Source organism: Streptomyces sp. NPDC050528 (assembly GCF_044457795.1).
Classification (GTDB): domain Bacteria; phylum Actinomycetota; class Actinomycetes; order Streptomycetales; family Streptomycetaceae; genus Streptomyces.
In genome coordinates this window covers 50,889-64,645 of sequence record NZ_JBITHH010000022.1, presented here as the reverse complement: position 1 = coordinate 64,645, position 13,757 = coordinate 50,889, and the positions used below count along the sequence as shown (strand labels likewise).

General features: G+C 70.7%; 12 protein-coding genes. 4 read left to right on the top strand and 8 right to left on the bottom strand.

Going from position 1 to position 13,757, the window contains the following annotated elements:
• A complete protein-coding gene (locus tag ACIBK4_RS48130; protein WP_399006127.1) occupies positions 1 to 1,410 on the top strand; it encodes a uracil-xanthine permease family protein in 1,410 nt (469 codons plus the stop codon).
• Here ACIBK4_RS48130 and ACIBK4_RS48125 read toward each other — a convergent pair.
• Positions 1,392 to 2,504 (bottom strand): glycoside hydrolase family 6 protein, encoded by a 1,113-nt coding sequence (locus ACIBK4_RS48125; RefSeq protein ID WP_399006238.1) that lies wholly within the window; start codon positions 2,502 to 2,504, stop codon positions 1,392 to 1,394. The genes ACIBK4_RS48130 and ACIBK4_RS48125 overlap by 19 nt on opposite strands.
• Positions 2,505 to 2,644: 140 nt before the next feature.
• Between ACIBK4_RS48125 and ACIBK4_RS48120 the strand changes: the two genes are divergently transcribed.
• Positions 2,645 to 3,331: a DUF5995 family protein gene (locus ACIBK4_RS48120; RefSeq protein WP_399006125.1), complete on the top strand. Its 687-nt coding sequence runs from the start codon at positions 2,645 to 2,647 to the stop codon at positions 3,329 to 3,331.
• Between the two features lie 80 nt (positions 3,332 to 3,411).
• Positions 3,412 to 4,341 (top strand): LLM class F420-dependent oxidoreductase, encoded by a 930-nt coding sequence (locus tag ACIBK4_RS48115; protein WP_399006123.1) that lies wholly within the window; start codon positions 3,412 to 3,414, stop codon positions 4,339 to 4,341.
• 40 nt (positions 4,342 to 4,381) lie between these two features.
• Here ACIBK4_RS48115 and ACIBK4_RS48110 read toward each other — a convergent pair whose 3' ends face one another.
• The gene (locus ACIBK4_RS48110; protein WP_399006121.1) at positions 4,382 to 6,079 is read right to left on the bottom strand and encodes a flavin monoamine oxidase family protein; all 1,698 of its coding nucleotides are present in this window, start codon (positions 6,077 to 6,079) and stop codon (positions 4,382 to 4,384) included.
• A gap of 58 nt (positions 6,080 to 6,137) precedes the next feature.
• Positions 6,138 to 6,926 (bottom strand): carbon-nitrogen hydrolase family protein, encoded by a 789-nt coding sequence (locus tag ACIBK4_RS48105; RefSeq protein ID WP_399006119.1) that lies wholly within the window; start codon positions 6,924 to 6,926, stop codon positions 6,138 to 6,140.
• Between the two features lie 241 nt (positions 6,927 to 7,167).
• On the opposite strand from ACIBK4_RS48105, the gene ACIBK4_RS48100 reads away from it, so the two are divergent.
• Positions 7,168 to 8,046 (top strand): DUF1963 domain-containing protein, encoded by an 879-nt coding sequence (locus ACIBK4_RS48100; RefSeq protein ID WP_399006117.1) that lies wholly within the window; start codon positions 7,168 to 7,170, stop codon positions 8,044 to 8,046.
• A 103-nt stretch (positions 8,047 to 8,149) separates the two neighbouring features.
• Here ACIBK4_RS48100 and ACIBK4_RS48095 read toward each other — a convergent pair whose 3' ends face one another.
• The 5 genes from ACIBK4_RS48095 to ACIBK4_RS48075 are packed head-to-tail and all read right to left on the bottom strand — an operon-like array spanning position 8,150 to position 13,607.
• Entirely contained in the window at positions 8,150 to 9,625 is a 1,476-nt protein-coding gene (locus ACIBK4_RS48095) for an HAD-IA family hydrolase (RefSeq protein WP_399006115.1), read from the bottom strand.
• Positions 9,626 to 9,673: 48 nt separating this feature from the next.
• Positions 9,674 to 10,747 (bottom strand): ABC transporter ATP-binding protein, encoded by a 1,074-nt coding sequence (locus ACIBK4_RS48090; protein ID WP_399006113.1) that lies wholly within the window; start codon positions 10,745 to 10,747, stop codon positions 9,674 to 9,676.
• Positions 10,748 to 10,750: 3 nt separating this feature from the next.
• Positions 10,751 to 11,569, bottom strand: a complete 819-nt coding sequence (locus ACIBK4_RS48085; protein WP_399006111.1) for an ABC transporter permease — start codon at positions 11,567 to 11,569, stop codon at positions 10,751 to 10,753.
• Positions 11,554 to 12,453, bottom strand: a complete 900-nt coding sequence (locus tag ACIBK4_RS48080; RefSeq protein ID WP_399006109.1) for an ABC transporter permease — start codon at positions 12,451 to 12,453, stop codon at positions 11,554 to 11,556. Before ACIBK4_RS48080 ends, ACIBK4_RS48085 begins: the two co-directional genes overlap by 16 nt.
• A complete protein-coding gene (locus ACIBK4_RS48075; RefSeq protein WP_399006107.1) occupies positions 12,450 to 13,607 on the bottom strand; it encodes an ABC transporter substrate-binding protein in 1,158 nt (385 codons plus the stop codon). Before ACIBK4_RS48075 ends, ACIBK4_RS48080 begins: the two co-directional genes overlap by 4 nt.
• Positions 13,608 to 13,757: the final 150 nt, after the last annotated feature.

Genomic DNA, 13,757 nt, shown 5'->3' with positions numbered 1-13,757 from the left:
ATGGACCTCGGCGTGCGCTGGAAGCTGCACGGTGACGGGCGGACGCCCGCGCCCGGAGCGGTCGTCCGCCCCGACGAACGGCTCTCCTGGCCGCGCACGGTCGGACTCGGCGCCCAGCACGTGGTCGCGATGTTCGGCGCGTCTTTCGTCGCCCCGGTACTCATGGGTCTGGACCCCAACCTCGCGATCATGATGTCCGGCGTCGCGACCGTGATCTTCCTGCTCGCGACCAGGGGCCGGGTGCCCAGCTACCTCGGCTGTTCGCTGTCGTTCGTGGGCGTCGCCGCGGTGATCCGGGCGCAGGGCGGGACGAGCGCGACGGTGACCGGCGCGGTGTTCGTCGTCGGGGTCGTGCTGTTCCTGGTCGGGGTCGCCGTGCAGCGGTTCGGGGCGCGGATCATCCATGCCGCGATGCCGCCGATCGTCACCGGCGCGGTGGTGATGCTGATCGGCTTCAACCTCGCCCCGGTCACCGCCGCCACCTACTGGCCGCAGGACCAGTGGACGGCCCTGCTGGTCATGGCGTTCACCGGTCTGGCCGTCGTCTGTCTGCGTGGTTTCTGGTCCCGCGTCGCGATCTTCCTGGGCCTGGTCTTCGGCTACGGCATCTCCTGGGCGTTCGACCGGATCTTCGGCCGCATCCACTCGATGAGCGCGAGCGGCGAGGTCACCGACCACTGGCGCCTGGACCTCTCCGGCGTCGGCAAGGCCGACTGGGTCGGGCTGCCGTCCTTCCACGGACCGACGTTCCAGTGGTCGGCGATCCTGGTCGCGCTGCCGGTGGTGATCGCGCTGGTCGCCGAAAACGCCGGACACGTCAAGGCAGTTGGCGAGATGACCGGCGACTCACTGGACGACAAGCTGGGCACCGCGATCTCGGCGGACGGCGTCGCCTCGATGCTGTCCACGGCCGTCGGCGGCCCGCCCAACACCACCTACTCCGAGAACATCGGCGTGATGGCCGCGACCCGCGTCTACTCCACCGCCGCCTACTGGGCGGCGGCCGGCTTCGCCCTCCTCTTCGGCCTCTGCCCCAAGTTCGGCGCGATCGTGGCCGCGATCCCGGGCGGGGTGCTCGGCGGGATCACCGTCATCCTCTACGGCATGATCGGCCTGCTCGGCGCGCAGATCTGGCTCAACTCCGGTGTGGACCTGCGCAATCCGCTGAACCTGGTACCGGCCGCTGCGGGCATCATCATCGGCGTCGGCGGTGTCTCGATCAAGTTCACCGACAATTTCACGCTCAGCGGGATCGCGCTCGGCACGCTCGTCGTCATCACCGGCTATCACGCGCTGCGCTTCCTCGCACCCGCCCATCTCAAGACCGAGCAACCGCTGTTGGACGAGGGGACCTCGTCGTACGACTCACCCGGCGACGCGGGTCAGCGGGGTCAGCGCGCCAAGTCGTAGGCGTACGACGCCGTGAACGTGCCGGCCGCGCCCTTGCAACCGTCCGACTCACCCGGCAGCTTGACCCACAAGTAGCCGTCGATCCGCGCCTCCCCGGTATCGAGAGTTGGTGCCTGACCGATCTTCCGGCCCGCCGGGTCGCACCACTGGCCGTCGGCCGGGGCGCCGTTGCCGTTGCGGCTGGTGTCGATGACGGCGCCGAGACCCGCGGGGCCGCCGAGGGCGTCGAGGACCTGACGGTCGTAGGCGATCTCGGCCGAAGTGGCGTGGAAATTCGAGACGTTGCTGAAGATCCCGTCGGAGGAGTCGGCGGAGGCCGCGCCCGCCTGCTTCAGCAGGGCCGCCTGTTGCGCGGCCGGGTTCCAGTCGGAGTGGCCGGCGTCGTAGTACACGCGGGCCTTCGGGTCGGCGGCCTTCAGGACGCGGCCCGCGCGGGCCAACGCCCCGAAGCGGTCGGCGCGTTGGGCGTCGGAGAGGCAGTCGGCCTGGGCTATGGAGTCGGGTTCGAGGATGACCACGACCTCCCTGGAACCCAGTCCCGCCGCGAAGTTGTCGATCCACCCGTCGTACGCGTCGAAGTCGCCCGCCCCGCCCTCCGAGGCCCCGCCGCAGTCGCGGTCCGGGATCGCGTACGGCACGACGACCGGCACCCGGCCCTGCGCGGCGGCGCCCGAAGTGACCGCGCGGACCCGGGAGGTGATCGTCGACGGTGTGAAGTCCGCGAACCACACCGCCGCCGGCTGATCGGCGATCCGGGACGCTATGACCTCGGTACGGGGGTCGTCGGGGTGATCGCGGACCCAGTCGAGGACCTGGGACTCGGGGTGACGGTAGAGGCGCGGGGACACGGCGGCGGGCCGCTCCTTCCCGGTCTTGGTGGGCGAGGGCGCGACAGTCTTCTTCGGTGTGGCGGAGGCGGAGCCACTCGCCTTTGCGGGGGCGGATATTGACGGCGTGTCAGGCATGGGCACCAGCAGCGTCGCCCCGGTCGCGTCCGGCCGCGCCGTGTTCGCACCGCGCTCGTCGTCCAGCGCGTTGATCATCCCGGTCACGGCGCCGACCGCGACCACGACCGACGCGGCCACCACCAGCACACCGCGCCGGGCGGCCCGACTCCGCCGCCGGCCTCGTGAACCCGACACGCCGCCCCCTCGCGCCGAACCCGTTCCCCCGTTCTGGGGAAGTGTCGGGCCCGGCGGCACCCCGGCCAGCCTAGGACTGGGACGCTGCCCCCATGGGGCAATTGGCACACTTCACCACACCCGTGGACATCGTCGTCTCCCGGCTGCGCGCACTCGACGAGGAACTGCCCGCGCGGGACGGGGTCGCGGTCTTCAACCGCGTCTATCTCGCCGTCACGGAGGCGGTCGACCGGAGCGTCGACGCCGGGCGGTTCGCCGACGCGCGGGCCGCGATCGCGCTGGACGTACGGTTCGCGGAGCGGTACCTCGCGGCCGTGGACGCGGCGGCCAACGGGCGCCGCCCGCCCGCCTGTTGGCGCCCGCTGTTCCAGCTCCGCCGCCATCCCGGCGTACGACCGCTGCAGTTCGCCCTGTCGGGCATCAACGCGCACATCGGCCACGATCTGGCGCTCGCCGTCGTGGACGCCTGTCGCACGCTGGACTGCGAACCGGCCGAGCTGGAGGACGAGTTCGACCGCGTGGGCGATCTCCTCGTGTCGCTGGAGGAGCGCATCCGGGAAGAGCTGATGCCGGGGCCCGACCTGTTCCAGATCGCCGATCCGCTGACGCATCTGCTCGGTTCGTGGAGTCTGGAGCGCGCCCGGGAGGCCACCTGGACGGCGGCGCGGGCCCTGTGGGCACTGCGCGGACTGCCCGATGTCGCCGAGGAGTTCACCGAACGGCTGGACGCGGCGGTCGGGCTCGCGGGCCGTCTGATGCTCACACCCTTGCCCGACTGATCCGGTCAACTCCCCTACTCCGGTTGTACGTTCGGGTGCAGGACGGACCACTGCGAACCTCGGGCGAAGGAGTACAGGGCATGACGATCCCTCTCGGACTCGGCCTCCCCCAGATGCGCTGGTACGACCTCGGCAGGGACGTGCCCGACGTGGCCCGCGCCGCCGAGCGGATCGGCTACGAGAGCCTGTGGGTGTCCGAGCGCGCCCTGTTCCCCGAACCCGCCGCCCAGGGTCTGTACGGCATGGAGGGCGTGCCCTGGCCCGATCACTACCGGAGCATGGCCGAGCCGTTGGTGACGCTCACCCTCGCCGCCGCCGCGACCGAGCGGGCCCGCCTCGGCACCAGCGTGCTGGTGGCGCCGCTGCACGTGCCGTTCCAACTGGCCAAGTTCCTCGCCACGTTGGACGCGGCGAGCGGCGGCCGGGTGGTCGCGGGCCTCGGCACGGGCTGGTCCTACGAGGAGTACGCGGCCTCCTCGGTACGGCCGTTCGAGGAGCGCGGCCAGGTCCTGGACGAGGTGATCGCGGTGTGCCGGGCCGCGTGGGGCCCCGACCCGGTGTCGTACGAGGGCTCGTTGACGCGGATCCCGTCGGCGGTGGTCGGCCCCAAGCCCGTTCGGCCGATCCCGATCCTGCTCCCGGCCACCAGCGGGAAGGCCCGGCGCCGACTGGTCGACCACGCCGACGGGTGGATACCGGTCGGCATCGGCGCGGAGGCGGTCGCCGCGCAGTGGCGCGCGCTGCGGGACACGGCCGCCGAGCGCGGACGCACGGAACCGATCCCGAGCGTCCTGCGCGCCAACGCGCGCTACAGCGCCAAGCCCTACGACGGCCCCGACCGGCCCCCCTTCCACGGCAGCGTCGACCAGATCGTCGAGGACCTGGCCGCCCATGCCGCGATCGGCCTGGACGAGATCCTCGTCGACCTGCAGACCCGCACCCGGGACGCCCGGGAACTCAAGGACGTCGCCGCGGAGGTTTACGAGAAGGCGCGGGCGGCCGGGGTCTGAGGAACTCCGGCCGGCTCACCTCCAGCTGACTGAACTCCCCTCAGTCCTCCGGGAGTTCGACCGGCGCGATCTCGTCGTAGACGTCCCCGGGCCCGGGGTTCGTCGGGTCGGTCGCGCCACCGAGCTGGTGCATGACGCCCCAGACCGCGTTCAGGGCGGTCTGGACGGCGCCCTCGGCCCAGCCGGCCGTCCAGGAGATGTCGTCGCCGGCGAGGAAGACGCCCCGCTTGTCCGCGGGCAGCCGGTCCTGCATGAAGTGGGTGAACAGGCGCCGCTGGTAGCGGTAGTGGCCGGGCAGGTTGGCCTTGAACGCGCCCATGAAATAAGGCTCGTTCTCCCAGGAGACGGTCACCGGGTTGCCGATGACGTGCTTCCTGATGTCGACCTTCGGATAGATCTCGCCGAGCGACTTCAGCATGACCTCCATCCGCTCGTTGGCCGACAGCGGCAGCCACTTGAGGCTGTCGTCGCACCAGGTGTACGAGAGGCAGATGACGGCCGGCTTGTCCGGGCCGTCGTCGAGGAGGTAAGTCCCGCGCGTCATACGGTCGGTGAGGGTCATCGACATGACGTCCCGCCCGGTCTCCTCGTCCTTGTCGAGCCAGAACGGCCGGTCGACGGGGACGAAGAGCTTGCTGGACTCCATGTAGTGGGTGCGCTCGATCGCGGTCCAGTGGTCGATCGGGAAGAGCGAGTCGTCGCAGGCGATCTTCGAGAGCAGCATCCAGGACTGGGCGGTGAAGATCGCCGCCTGGTAGGTGCGGATGTCGCCGTTGGCGTCCGTCACCGTGATGCCGTTGCCCGCCGTGCGGTGCAGTCGGGTCACGGCCGGGCGGGGTTCGCCGCCCACGTGCAGGGACGCGAGCGAGGTGCCGTAGGGCCAGTGGACGATCTTCTGCGGTTCGCGGTCCCAGAGGCGGAGCGGGAGTTGCTGGGAGCCGCCGACGATGCCGCGGTGGTGGTCGTCGGCCTCGGTGTAGACGACGCGCAGGATTTCGAGGATGGAGTTCGGGAAGTCGGTGTCCCAGCCGCCCGTTCCGAAGCCGACCTGGCCGAAGATCTCGCGGTGCCGGAAGGACTTGAAGGACTCGGAGTCGCAGAGGAAGCCGTAGAAGGTCTGGTTGTCGAGCTTCTCGACGAGCTTCGACCAGATCGCGCGGATGCGCGGGACGTCGCGTTCGCGCAGGGCGCGGTTCATGTCGGAGAAGTCGGCGCCCTCTTCGAGGCAGGCGTTCCAGGCGTGCATCACGTCGCGGTAGACCTGCGGGAGGTCGTCGACGGTGGTCGCGTAGTGGGACTCGCCCTTGAGGTCGACGACCGTCGAAGGGGTCGCCTCCGCAAGGGGGTTGGGGAACGGCCGGGTCTCAAGTCCCACCAGGTCGATGTAGTGCTGGAGAGCGGTCGAGGAAGGCGGGAAGCGCATCGCGCCCATCTCGGCGGTGAGGGACGGATCGCACCCCTCGAAACCGACGGTCCGCAGTCGGCCCCCGATCTGGTCGGCCTCGTAGACGACGGGCTTGAGGCCCATCTTCATCAGCTCGTAGGCGGCCACGATGCCGGACAACCCGCCGCCGATCACCGCGACTTCGGTGCCGTGCTCGGTCGCGGGTATCTGGCCGAGGCCCGCCGGATGGGCGAGGAAGTCGTCGTACGCGTAGGGGAAGTCCGGCCCGAACATGGTGATCGGCGGCTGCTGCGCGTCGGCGTGCTGGACGGCGTTGGGCACCGTGGACGTCATGGGGTACGGACTCCTAGCGGAACAAGAACAAGTACAAGTACGGGAACAGCAGGGGGATTCAGGCGAGGGACCCGTAGAGGCCGGGGCGACGGTCCGTCAGATACGGGTTCGCCGCACGGGAGTTGGCGAGGAACTCGGGGTCCAGGTCCGCGAGGAGGAGTTCCTCGCCGCGGCCTGCGCGGGTGCGGGCGACTCCGTCGGGTCCGGCCAGCGTGGAGAGGCCGAAGAAGTCGAACTCCCCTTCCTGGCCGATGCGGTTGATGTACGCCACGTACATCTGGTTCTCCCAGGCGCGCACCGGGACCAGGGACTCGGCGACGAACTGGAACGGGTGCATGTTCGCCGTCGGCACGAGCAGCAGGTCGGTGCCGGCGAGGGCGTGGGCGCGGACGGGCTCCGGGAACTCGACGTCGTAGCAGATCATCAGGCCGACGGTCAGGCCCTCCAACTCGGCCTGGACGACCGGCTGTTCGCCCGGGGTGAAGTGGGCGCGCTCGAAGTCGCCGAAGAGGTGGGTCTTGCGGTAGTTGGCGAGGCGGGTGCCGTCGGCGGAGATCAGCTGGGCGGAGTTGTACACGGCGTCGCCGTCGCGCTCGGGGTAGCCGTAGGCGATGGCGAGTCCGTGGCGGCCGGCGATCTCGGCGACGGCGTCCGCGGAGTCGCCGTCGGCGGGCTCGGCGAGGCGGCCGATGTCGTCGCCGATCGCGTATCCGGTGAGGAACATCTCCGGCGCGGCGAACAGCCCGGCACCGCCGGCCGCGGCCCGGCCCGCGGCCTCGTCGAGGACCTTGAGGTTCTCGACGACGGAGCCGGGGCGGCCGGAGCTCTGGAGGAGGGCGGTGCGCATGTGTGTTCCTCACCGGTACGAAAGGGCTGAAGAGGCTGAAGAGGTTGAAGAGCCGCCTATCGGGGCCCACCTAGACGGTACGGCCGAGGGGCCGGGCCGGACAAGAAGGAGCCGTTGCGCGCCGGTGAGCGGTTTGTTGCGTGCGGGCGCGGTGGGGCGGCGATTCGTTGCGTGCCCGGTGGGCACGGGTCGTTCCGGTGCGGTGAACCCGTTGTCAGACCCCGGGCGTAGGTTTCCGCCCATGAATCCTGCCCTGATCAACCGGCTCACCCCCTTCCGCGAGGAAGCACTGGGACGCGGGATACCGCCCGAGGACGTCGAGCGCTGGATCGCCACCGCCCGTCCGTCCGGAACCCTCGTCACCAGCGGGGACGGCCCGGTCGTCGGCCGGTTCGGCGGCCCCCTGCTCCTGCCCGCCGACGCCCCCGACCCCTGGTCCCCGTTACTCGCCACCCTCGACTGCGCGGCCCTGCCCGAGGAGACGACCGGCCTCCAACTCCCGCCCGACGGCCGCCTGTTGCTCTTCGGCTTCCCCGAGATGACGTACTACGGCGGCAGCGCCGGCGAGGTCGTGTACATCCCCGAGGGCACACCCGTCGAGGAACGGAACACGAAGTACGCCAGCGTCTACGGCGAAGAGGGGAACGAGTTCGACGACGGCGCCGCGCTCTCCGTCTACGAGCAGTTCCCGCAGGAGGAGCTGCGGCTGGCGCCCGATGTCTCCCTGCCGTACCACTTCCTGGTCCGCTCCCCGGAGGGCGGCGACGAGACCGTCACGCTCCCCGGTCATCCCCGCGCCTGGGACCTGGCCGAGGTGTGGGAGGAGACGTACGGCGACATCATCGTCGACGGCCCGCTGCACATCGGCGGCTACGCCTCCCACGAGTGCACGGAGACGGACCCGGTCACGGACGCGGCGGAGGACGCGCACGAGGCACGCCGGCACCGGGCCGACGACACCGCAGAACTGCCCGCTCCCGGGGAGTGGACCCTGCTCGCCCAGTGGGACATCGGTCTCAACGGGCGGGAGGGTTCGACCCTGCACTGGGTGATCCCGCGACAGGATCTGGCCGAGGGCCGCTTCGACCGAGCACACGTGTCGTTCTTCTGGAACCCCTGATAGCGCTCCGCGGGAAGGCCCGTGCGTCGGCTGCGGGTCCGTTGTGGCTGGTCGCGCAGTTCCCCGCGCCCCTTTGGGGCGCGCTGCCGCACCGCTGTGTCACTCAACGGCGGGGCACCGCGAACACCGTAAGCACAGCCGCGTGGTCCGACGGCCAGCAGTTCCCGGACACATCCGGCCACGGGCCAGGCGTGCCCACCACGAACGTCCGGGAGTCAAGCACGTCCAGCCCCCGGTGCAGGACGTAGTCGATCCGGTCCTGCGGCTCGGCGCGCCCACTACCGTCCTCGTTCACGGGATGGATCGGCGACCAGGTGTGCCCGGGCTCGGCAACCGGGTCCGGGTGCACCTCCCGGTACGAGTCAGACAGCCCCGCGTCCTCCGCCGCCTTCGTCACCGGCCACTCCACATCCGGCCAGTCCAGATGCGAGGGACTGTTGAAGTCACCGACCAGCACAACGGGAACGGCGTCGTCACCCACCTCCGCGATCCGGCCGAGGGCATCCCGCATCTGGGCGAGCCGTACTCCCTCGTGGGCGATCAGCTGGGCGGCCGGCAGCCCGTCGTAGGCGGACTCGTAGGGGCCGTAGGGCGTGTAGTCGAGGTGGCAGGTCCACACGTCGACCTCACGCCCCTCCCCTACGGCGATCCGCACCCCGGCCGCTCCGTAGAAACCGACGTCCGGGTCACCGAAGCGCGCGGTGATCGGGTGGCGGCTGATCACGCCGAGGTTCTCGCCCGCGCGGTGGTGGTGCCAGCCGAGCGCCTCGGCGAGTTCCTCCGCCGCCGTGCCGCCCGTCTCCTGGAGGCCGACCACATCCGCGCCGGTCTCCGCGATCACCTTCAACTGCTTGGTCCGGTGGTCGTCGACCTTGCTGCCCCCGAGCCAGAGATTCCAGGTCAACACGCGTAGCTCGTACGGCCGTTCGCGCGTCACCATCGCGCGCAGGGCCGCCGGGGTGACCCCGACGAGGCTGTCCCGGACCGTCCGGCCGGGGGCCGCGTCGATCGGGGCCAGCGACGGTACGGCGAGGACCGCGCAGCCGGCCGCCTCGGCGGAGCTGACGCCGGTCTGGGTGTCCTCGACGGCCACGCAGGCCGCGGGGTCGACGCCGAGGGCGCGGCAGGCGGCGAGGTAGGGGTCGGGGGCGGGCTTGGTGGCCCCGGTGTCGTCGGCGGTGACGGAGACGGCGAAGCGGCTCGTGCCGAGGGCGTCGAGGACGGTGTCGGCGACCGCGCGGGGGGACGCGGTGACGAGCGCCGTGGGGACGCCGTCGCGGGCGAGGGCGTCGAGCAGGGCGAGCGCGCCGGGGCGGGGCACGATGCCGGTGCGGACGCGGTCGGCGAACTCGCGGTGCAGGGCGGCCGCGAGGTCCGCCGCCGACGCGCCCGTGGCCCGGGCCAGCCAGTCGGCGGTGTGCTCGACCGGGCGGCCGAGCACCTCCGGCTGGTCCGCGTCCGTCAGGGTTCTGCCCGCGACCTGCTCCACCGCCTCCCACCACAGCCGCTCGGTGTCGACGAGCGTTCCGTCCATGTCGAACAGGACGGCCTGGAGCGGGAGTTGGGCGTGGGGGGTCACGTTTCTCTCTTTCAGTACGGGCGCTACGGGCCACTATGGCCCTACGGGTTAGATGCGGTCTGCCACGAGAACCGGCCGTTCCGGCAGCGACACGGTCACCGCGACTCCGGCGCCCAGCGCGGTGGCCTCGTGCGTGGGCAGGTCGGCCTTGACCTCGGTGTCGTCGCCGAGCCGTACCGTGACGCGAACGACCGCGCCCAGGAAGGCAGTTCCTACGACGCGCGCGGCACCGGCGTCGTCCGCCCGGACGTCGAGGGCCTCGGGCCGTACGAGCACGTCCACGTCGGGGCCGGCCGGTGCCTCGCCGTCGACGGGGAGCCGCTGGCCGAGCACCTCGACCACCCCGTCCGTGAGCCGTCCCGGGAGGCGGCTCATCGTGCCGACGAACTCGGCGACGAACGCGGTCGTGGGCCGGCCGTACAACTCGGCCGGGGCGGCGCACTGTTCGAGCTTTCCGGCGCGCATCACGGCGACCCGGTCGGCTATGGACAGCGCCTCTTCCTGATCGTGCGTCACGAAGAGGGTGGTGATGCCGAGTTCCTGCTGGAGGCGGCGGATCTCCTCGCGCAGGGACAACCGCACCTTGGCGTCGAGCGCCGACAGCGGCTCGTCCAGGAGCAGCACGCGCGGGCGCAGGGCGAGCGCGCGGGCCAGGGCGACGCGCTGCTGCTGGCCGCCGGAGAGCTGGTGCGGAAAGCGCTCGCCCTTGTCGCCGAGCCCGACGAGGTCGAGCAACTCGGCCGCACGGGACCGCCGTTCAGCCGTACGCACCTTGCGCATGCGGAGGCCGAAGGCGACGTTGTCGAGCGCGTTGAGATGCGGGAAGAGGCTGTACGACTGGAAGACCATACCGGCGTCGCGGCGGTGCGCGGGGACGTCGGTGACGTCCTTGCCGTCGACCAACACCTCGCCGGAGGTGGGGTGTTCGAAGCCGGCGAGCATGCGCAGGGCGGTGGTCTTGCCGCAGCCGGAGGGGCCGAGCAGGGCCAGGAACTCGCCGGGCCGCACGGTCAGGTCGAGCCCGTCGAGGGCGACCGTGGGGCCGAACTCCCGGCGCAGGCCCCGGAATTCGACGGTCGCGGCGTTGTCCGTCGTGGTCTTCTCAAGCGTGGTGGCGGTCATGGTTCATCCCCGGGACGAAGCGGTTTTGTCACGTCCGCCGACACCGGCGAGCGTGAGGAGGAGTGCCCAGGTGACGACCAGGCTGAGCACGGAGACGGCGACGGAGAGCTGGGCGTTGGACCCGCCGACGCTGTAGATCCACACGGCGAAGGGCTGGAAGCCGAGCAGCTGGGCCACGGTGAACTCGCCGAGGACCAGGGCGAGGGTGAGGAAGGAGGCGTTGAGCAACGCGCCGCGCAGATTGGGCAGTACGGTCCGCACGAGGGCCTGCGGCCAGTTCGCGCCGCAGCTGCGGGCGGCCTCGACCAGGGTCTTCACGTCGATGGCGCGCAGCCCCGAGTCCAGCGCCCGGTACACGAACGGCAGCGCCATCACGACGTACGCGAGGACCAGGATGAACGGGAAGCTCGGGTTCTGGATGGCCACGAAGGTCTCGAACAGCGGGGTGCGGGACAGGTAGTCGGGGCCCCACTTCAAGACCGTGGCGATACCGGCGACGAACGCGATCGGCGGCACCACCAGCGGCAGCGAGCAGATCACCTCGACGACCGGGCGCAGGCGGGGCGCGCCGAGCCGTAGCGCGACCATGGCCGGGACCATCAGGAGGAGGACCACGGCGATGGTGGCGGCGGCGAGTTCCAGCGAGAGCAACAGGCTGGAGGTGAAGCCGTCGGTGGAGACGATCTGGGTGTAGGCGTCGAAGGTGATGCCCTCGCCGGGCACGTCGACCGTGAAGACCACGGACGCGGCGAGCGGGACCAGGAAGTACAGGGCGGCGAGGCCGAGAACGACCCACCGCCAGAGGTTCAGGCGTCCAGCCATCGCGCGCTCCGTCGTTGCAGGGGCAGGTACACGGCCATGACCACGCCCGCGACCAGGACCATGTCGAGGCTGAGGGCGAGGGCGACGTTCTCCTGGCCGACCAGCACATTGCCGGAGATGGCGTCGGCGATCTGCAGGGTGACCAGCGGGATCGAACTGCCCACCATGGCCGCGGCGGTGGCGTACGCGGCGAAGGCGCTGCCGAAGAGGAGGACGAACCCGCCGAGCAGCGAGGGCAGCAGCACGGGCAGGGCGACGTGCCGCCAATACTGGACGCCGGTGGCGCCGTTGTTCGCGGCGGCCTCGCGCCACTGGGTGCGCAGGCCCTCCAGGGCGGGGGTGATGGTGAGGACCATCAGCGGGATGAGGAAGTAGAGGTAGACGAGGACGAGACCCGAGAAGCTGTAGAGGTCCCAGCCCTTGTCCTTGAGGCCCAAGTGGGTCGTCAGCACACCGGCGTTGCCGAGGGTGGCGACGAACGCGAAGGCCAGCGGGACACCGCCGAAGTTGGCGAGGACGCCGGAGGCGGTGAGGACGGCCTCGCGCAGCGCGCGGAAGCGGGAGGTGACGACGACCTGCGCGAGCGGCAGCCCGAGCAGGGTGCCGAGGGCGGCCGAGAGGGCGGACAGCTTGACACTGCCGATCAGCGCGGTGAGGTAGGCGCCCTTGAGCGACTCGGTCAGGTTGGCGGTGCTGTACGAAGTGGCGCCCGTCGTCTGGTTCTTGACGGTGAAGGCGCCGTTCAGCATCGCTATGGCGGGCACCCCGAAGGCGACCGCGACGAACACGAGCAGCGGGACCACGGCGATCCAGCCGGGGACGCGGCGCCGCCGCTTCACGGAAGCGGCGGCGCCGACGTCGGCCCGCGTGAGCGTGGCCGTCATCCGGAGACGGCCTTCGCCCAGCCGGACGCGATGACCGTCTTGGCCTTGCTCTGCTGGGCCTCGGTCGGGAAGGACGGCGTGCCGGAGACCTGCGGGAGCTTGGCGGCGGCGGCCTTGTCGAGCGTGCCGGCCGACTCCATGGAGGTCATCAGCGCCGGGCGCGCGTACCCCTTGAGCCACAGGTTCTGGCCCTCGGCGCTGTACAGGTACTCCTGCCACAGGCGGGCTGCCGCCGGGTGCGGGGCGTCCTTGTTGATGGCCTGCGAGTAGTACTGCGCGTACTGGCCGTCGCTCGGGATGGAGACCTTCCAGTCGACGCCCTTGGACTTGAACTCGTCGGCGTAACCGGCGTTCAGGTAGTCCCAGTCGATGGAGATGGGCGTCTCGCCCTTCTCGACGGTGGCCGGGGTCGACTCGACGGGCGTGTAGTTGCCGTTCTTCTTCAGCTTGCCGAAGAAGTCCAGGCCCGGCTGGATGTCGTCGAAGGAGCCCTTGTTGGCGAGCGCCGCCGCGTACACGCCACCGAAGGCCGAACCCGACTTGGTGGGGTTGCCGTTGAGGGCGACCTGACCCTTGTACTGCGGCTTCAGCAGGTCCGCGAAGGTGGTCGGGCAGGTCTTCACGCGCTTGGCGTCGCAGCCGATGGAGATGTAGCCGCCGTAGTCGTTGAACCACTGCCCCTTCGGGTCCTTCTGGCCCGCGGGGATCTGGTCGAAGGAGGCGACCTTGTACGGCGCGAGCAGGCCCTGCTGGGCGGCGCTCAGCGCGAAGGAGGAGCCGAGGTCGAGGACGTCGGGCGCACGGTCCTGGCCCTTGCGGGAGGTGACGGCGTTGATCTCGTCCTGGCTGGAGCCGTCCGGGTTCTCGTCCGTGATCTTGATGCCGTACTTCTTGGTGAAGCCGTCGATGAGGGCGCCGTAGTTGGCCCAGTCGCGGGGCAGCGCGATGGCGTGCAGCGTGCCCTCCTTCTTGGCCGCCTTCACCAGGGCGTCCATGCCGCCGAAGTCGGCGACGGAGGTGGCGGTGGCGGCGTTCTTGCCGTCGGCGGTGGTCGACGAGTTGGTCGGGGCGGCGCCGCAGGCGCTGAGGGCGAGCGCGGCGACGACGGCGAGGGATCCACCCAGGACGGCGTTTCTCGGCGGGGACACGGTCACGGTCTCTCCAGGGGTGCGCACGAGGGTTAGAGCAGAGCGGAGAACTTGTCGGCAGAACTTGTCTGAACAAGTTGGCCTCAGTACGCCGGGCGATGGTGTCTTGTTCGTAAACATTGGCGAAACCGTGACCCCTTCTTCTCTGCACACTCC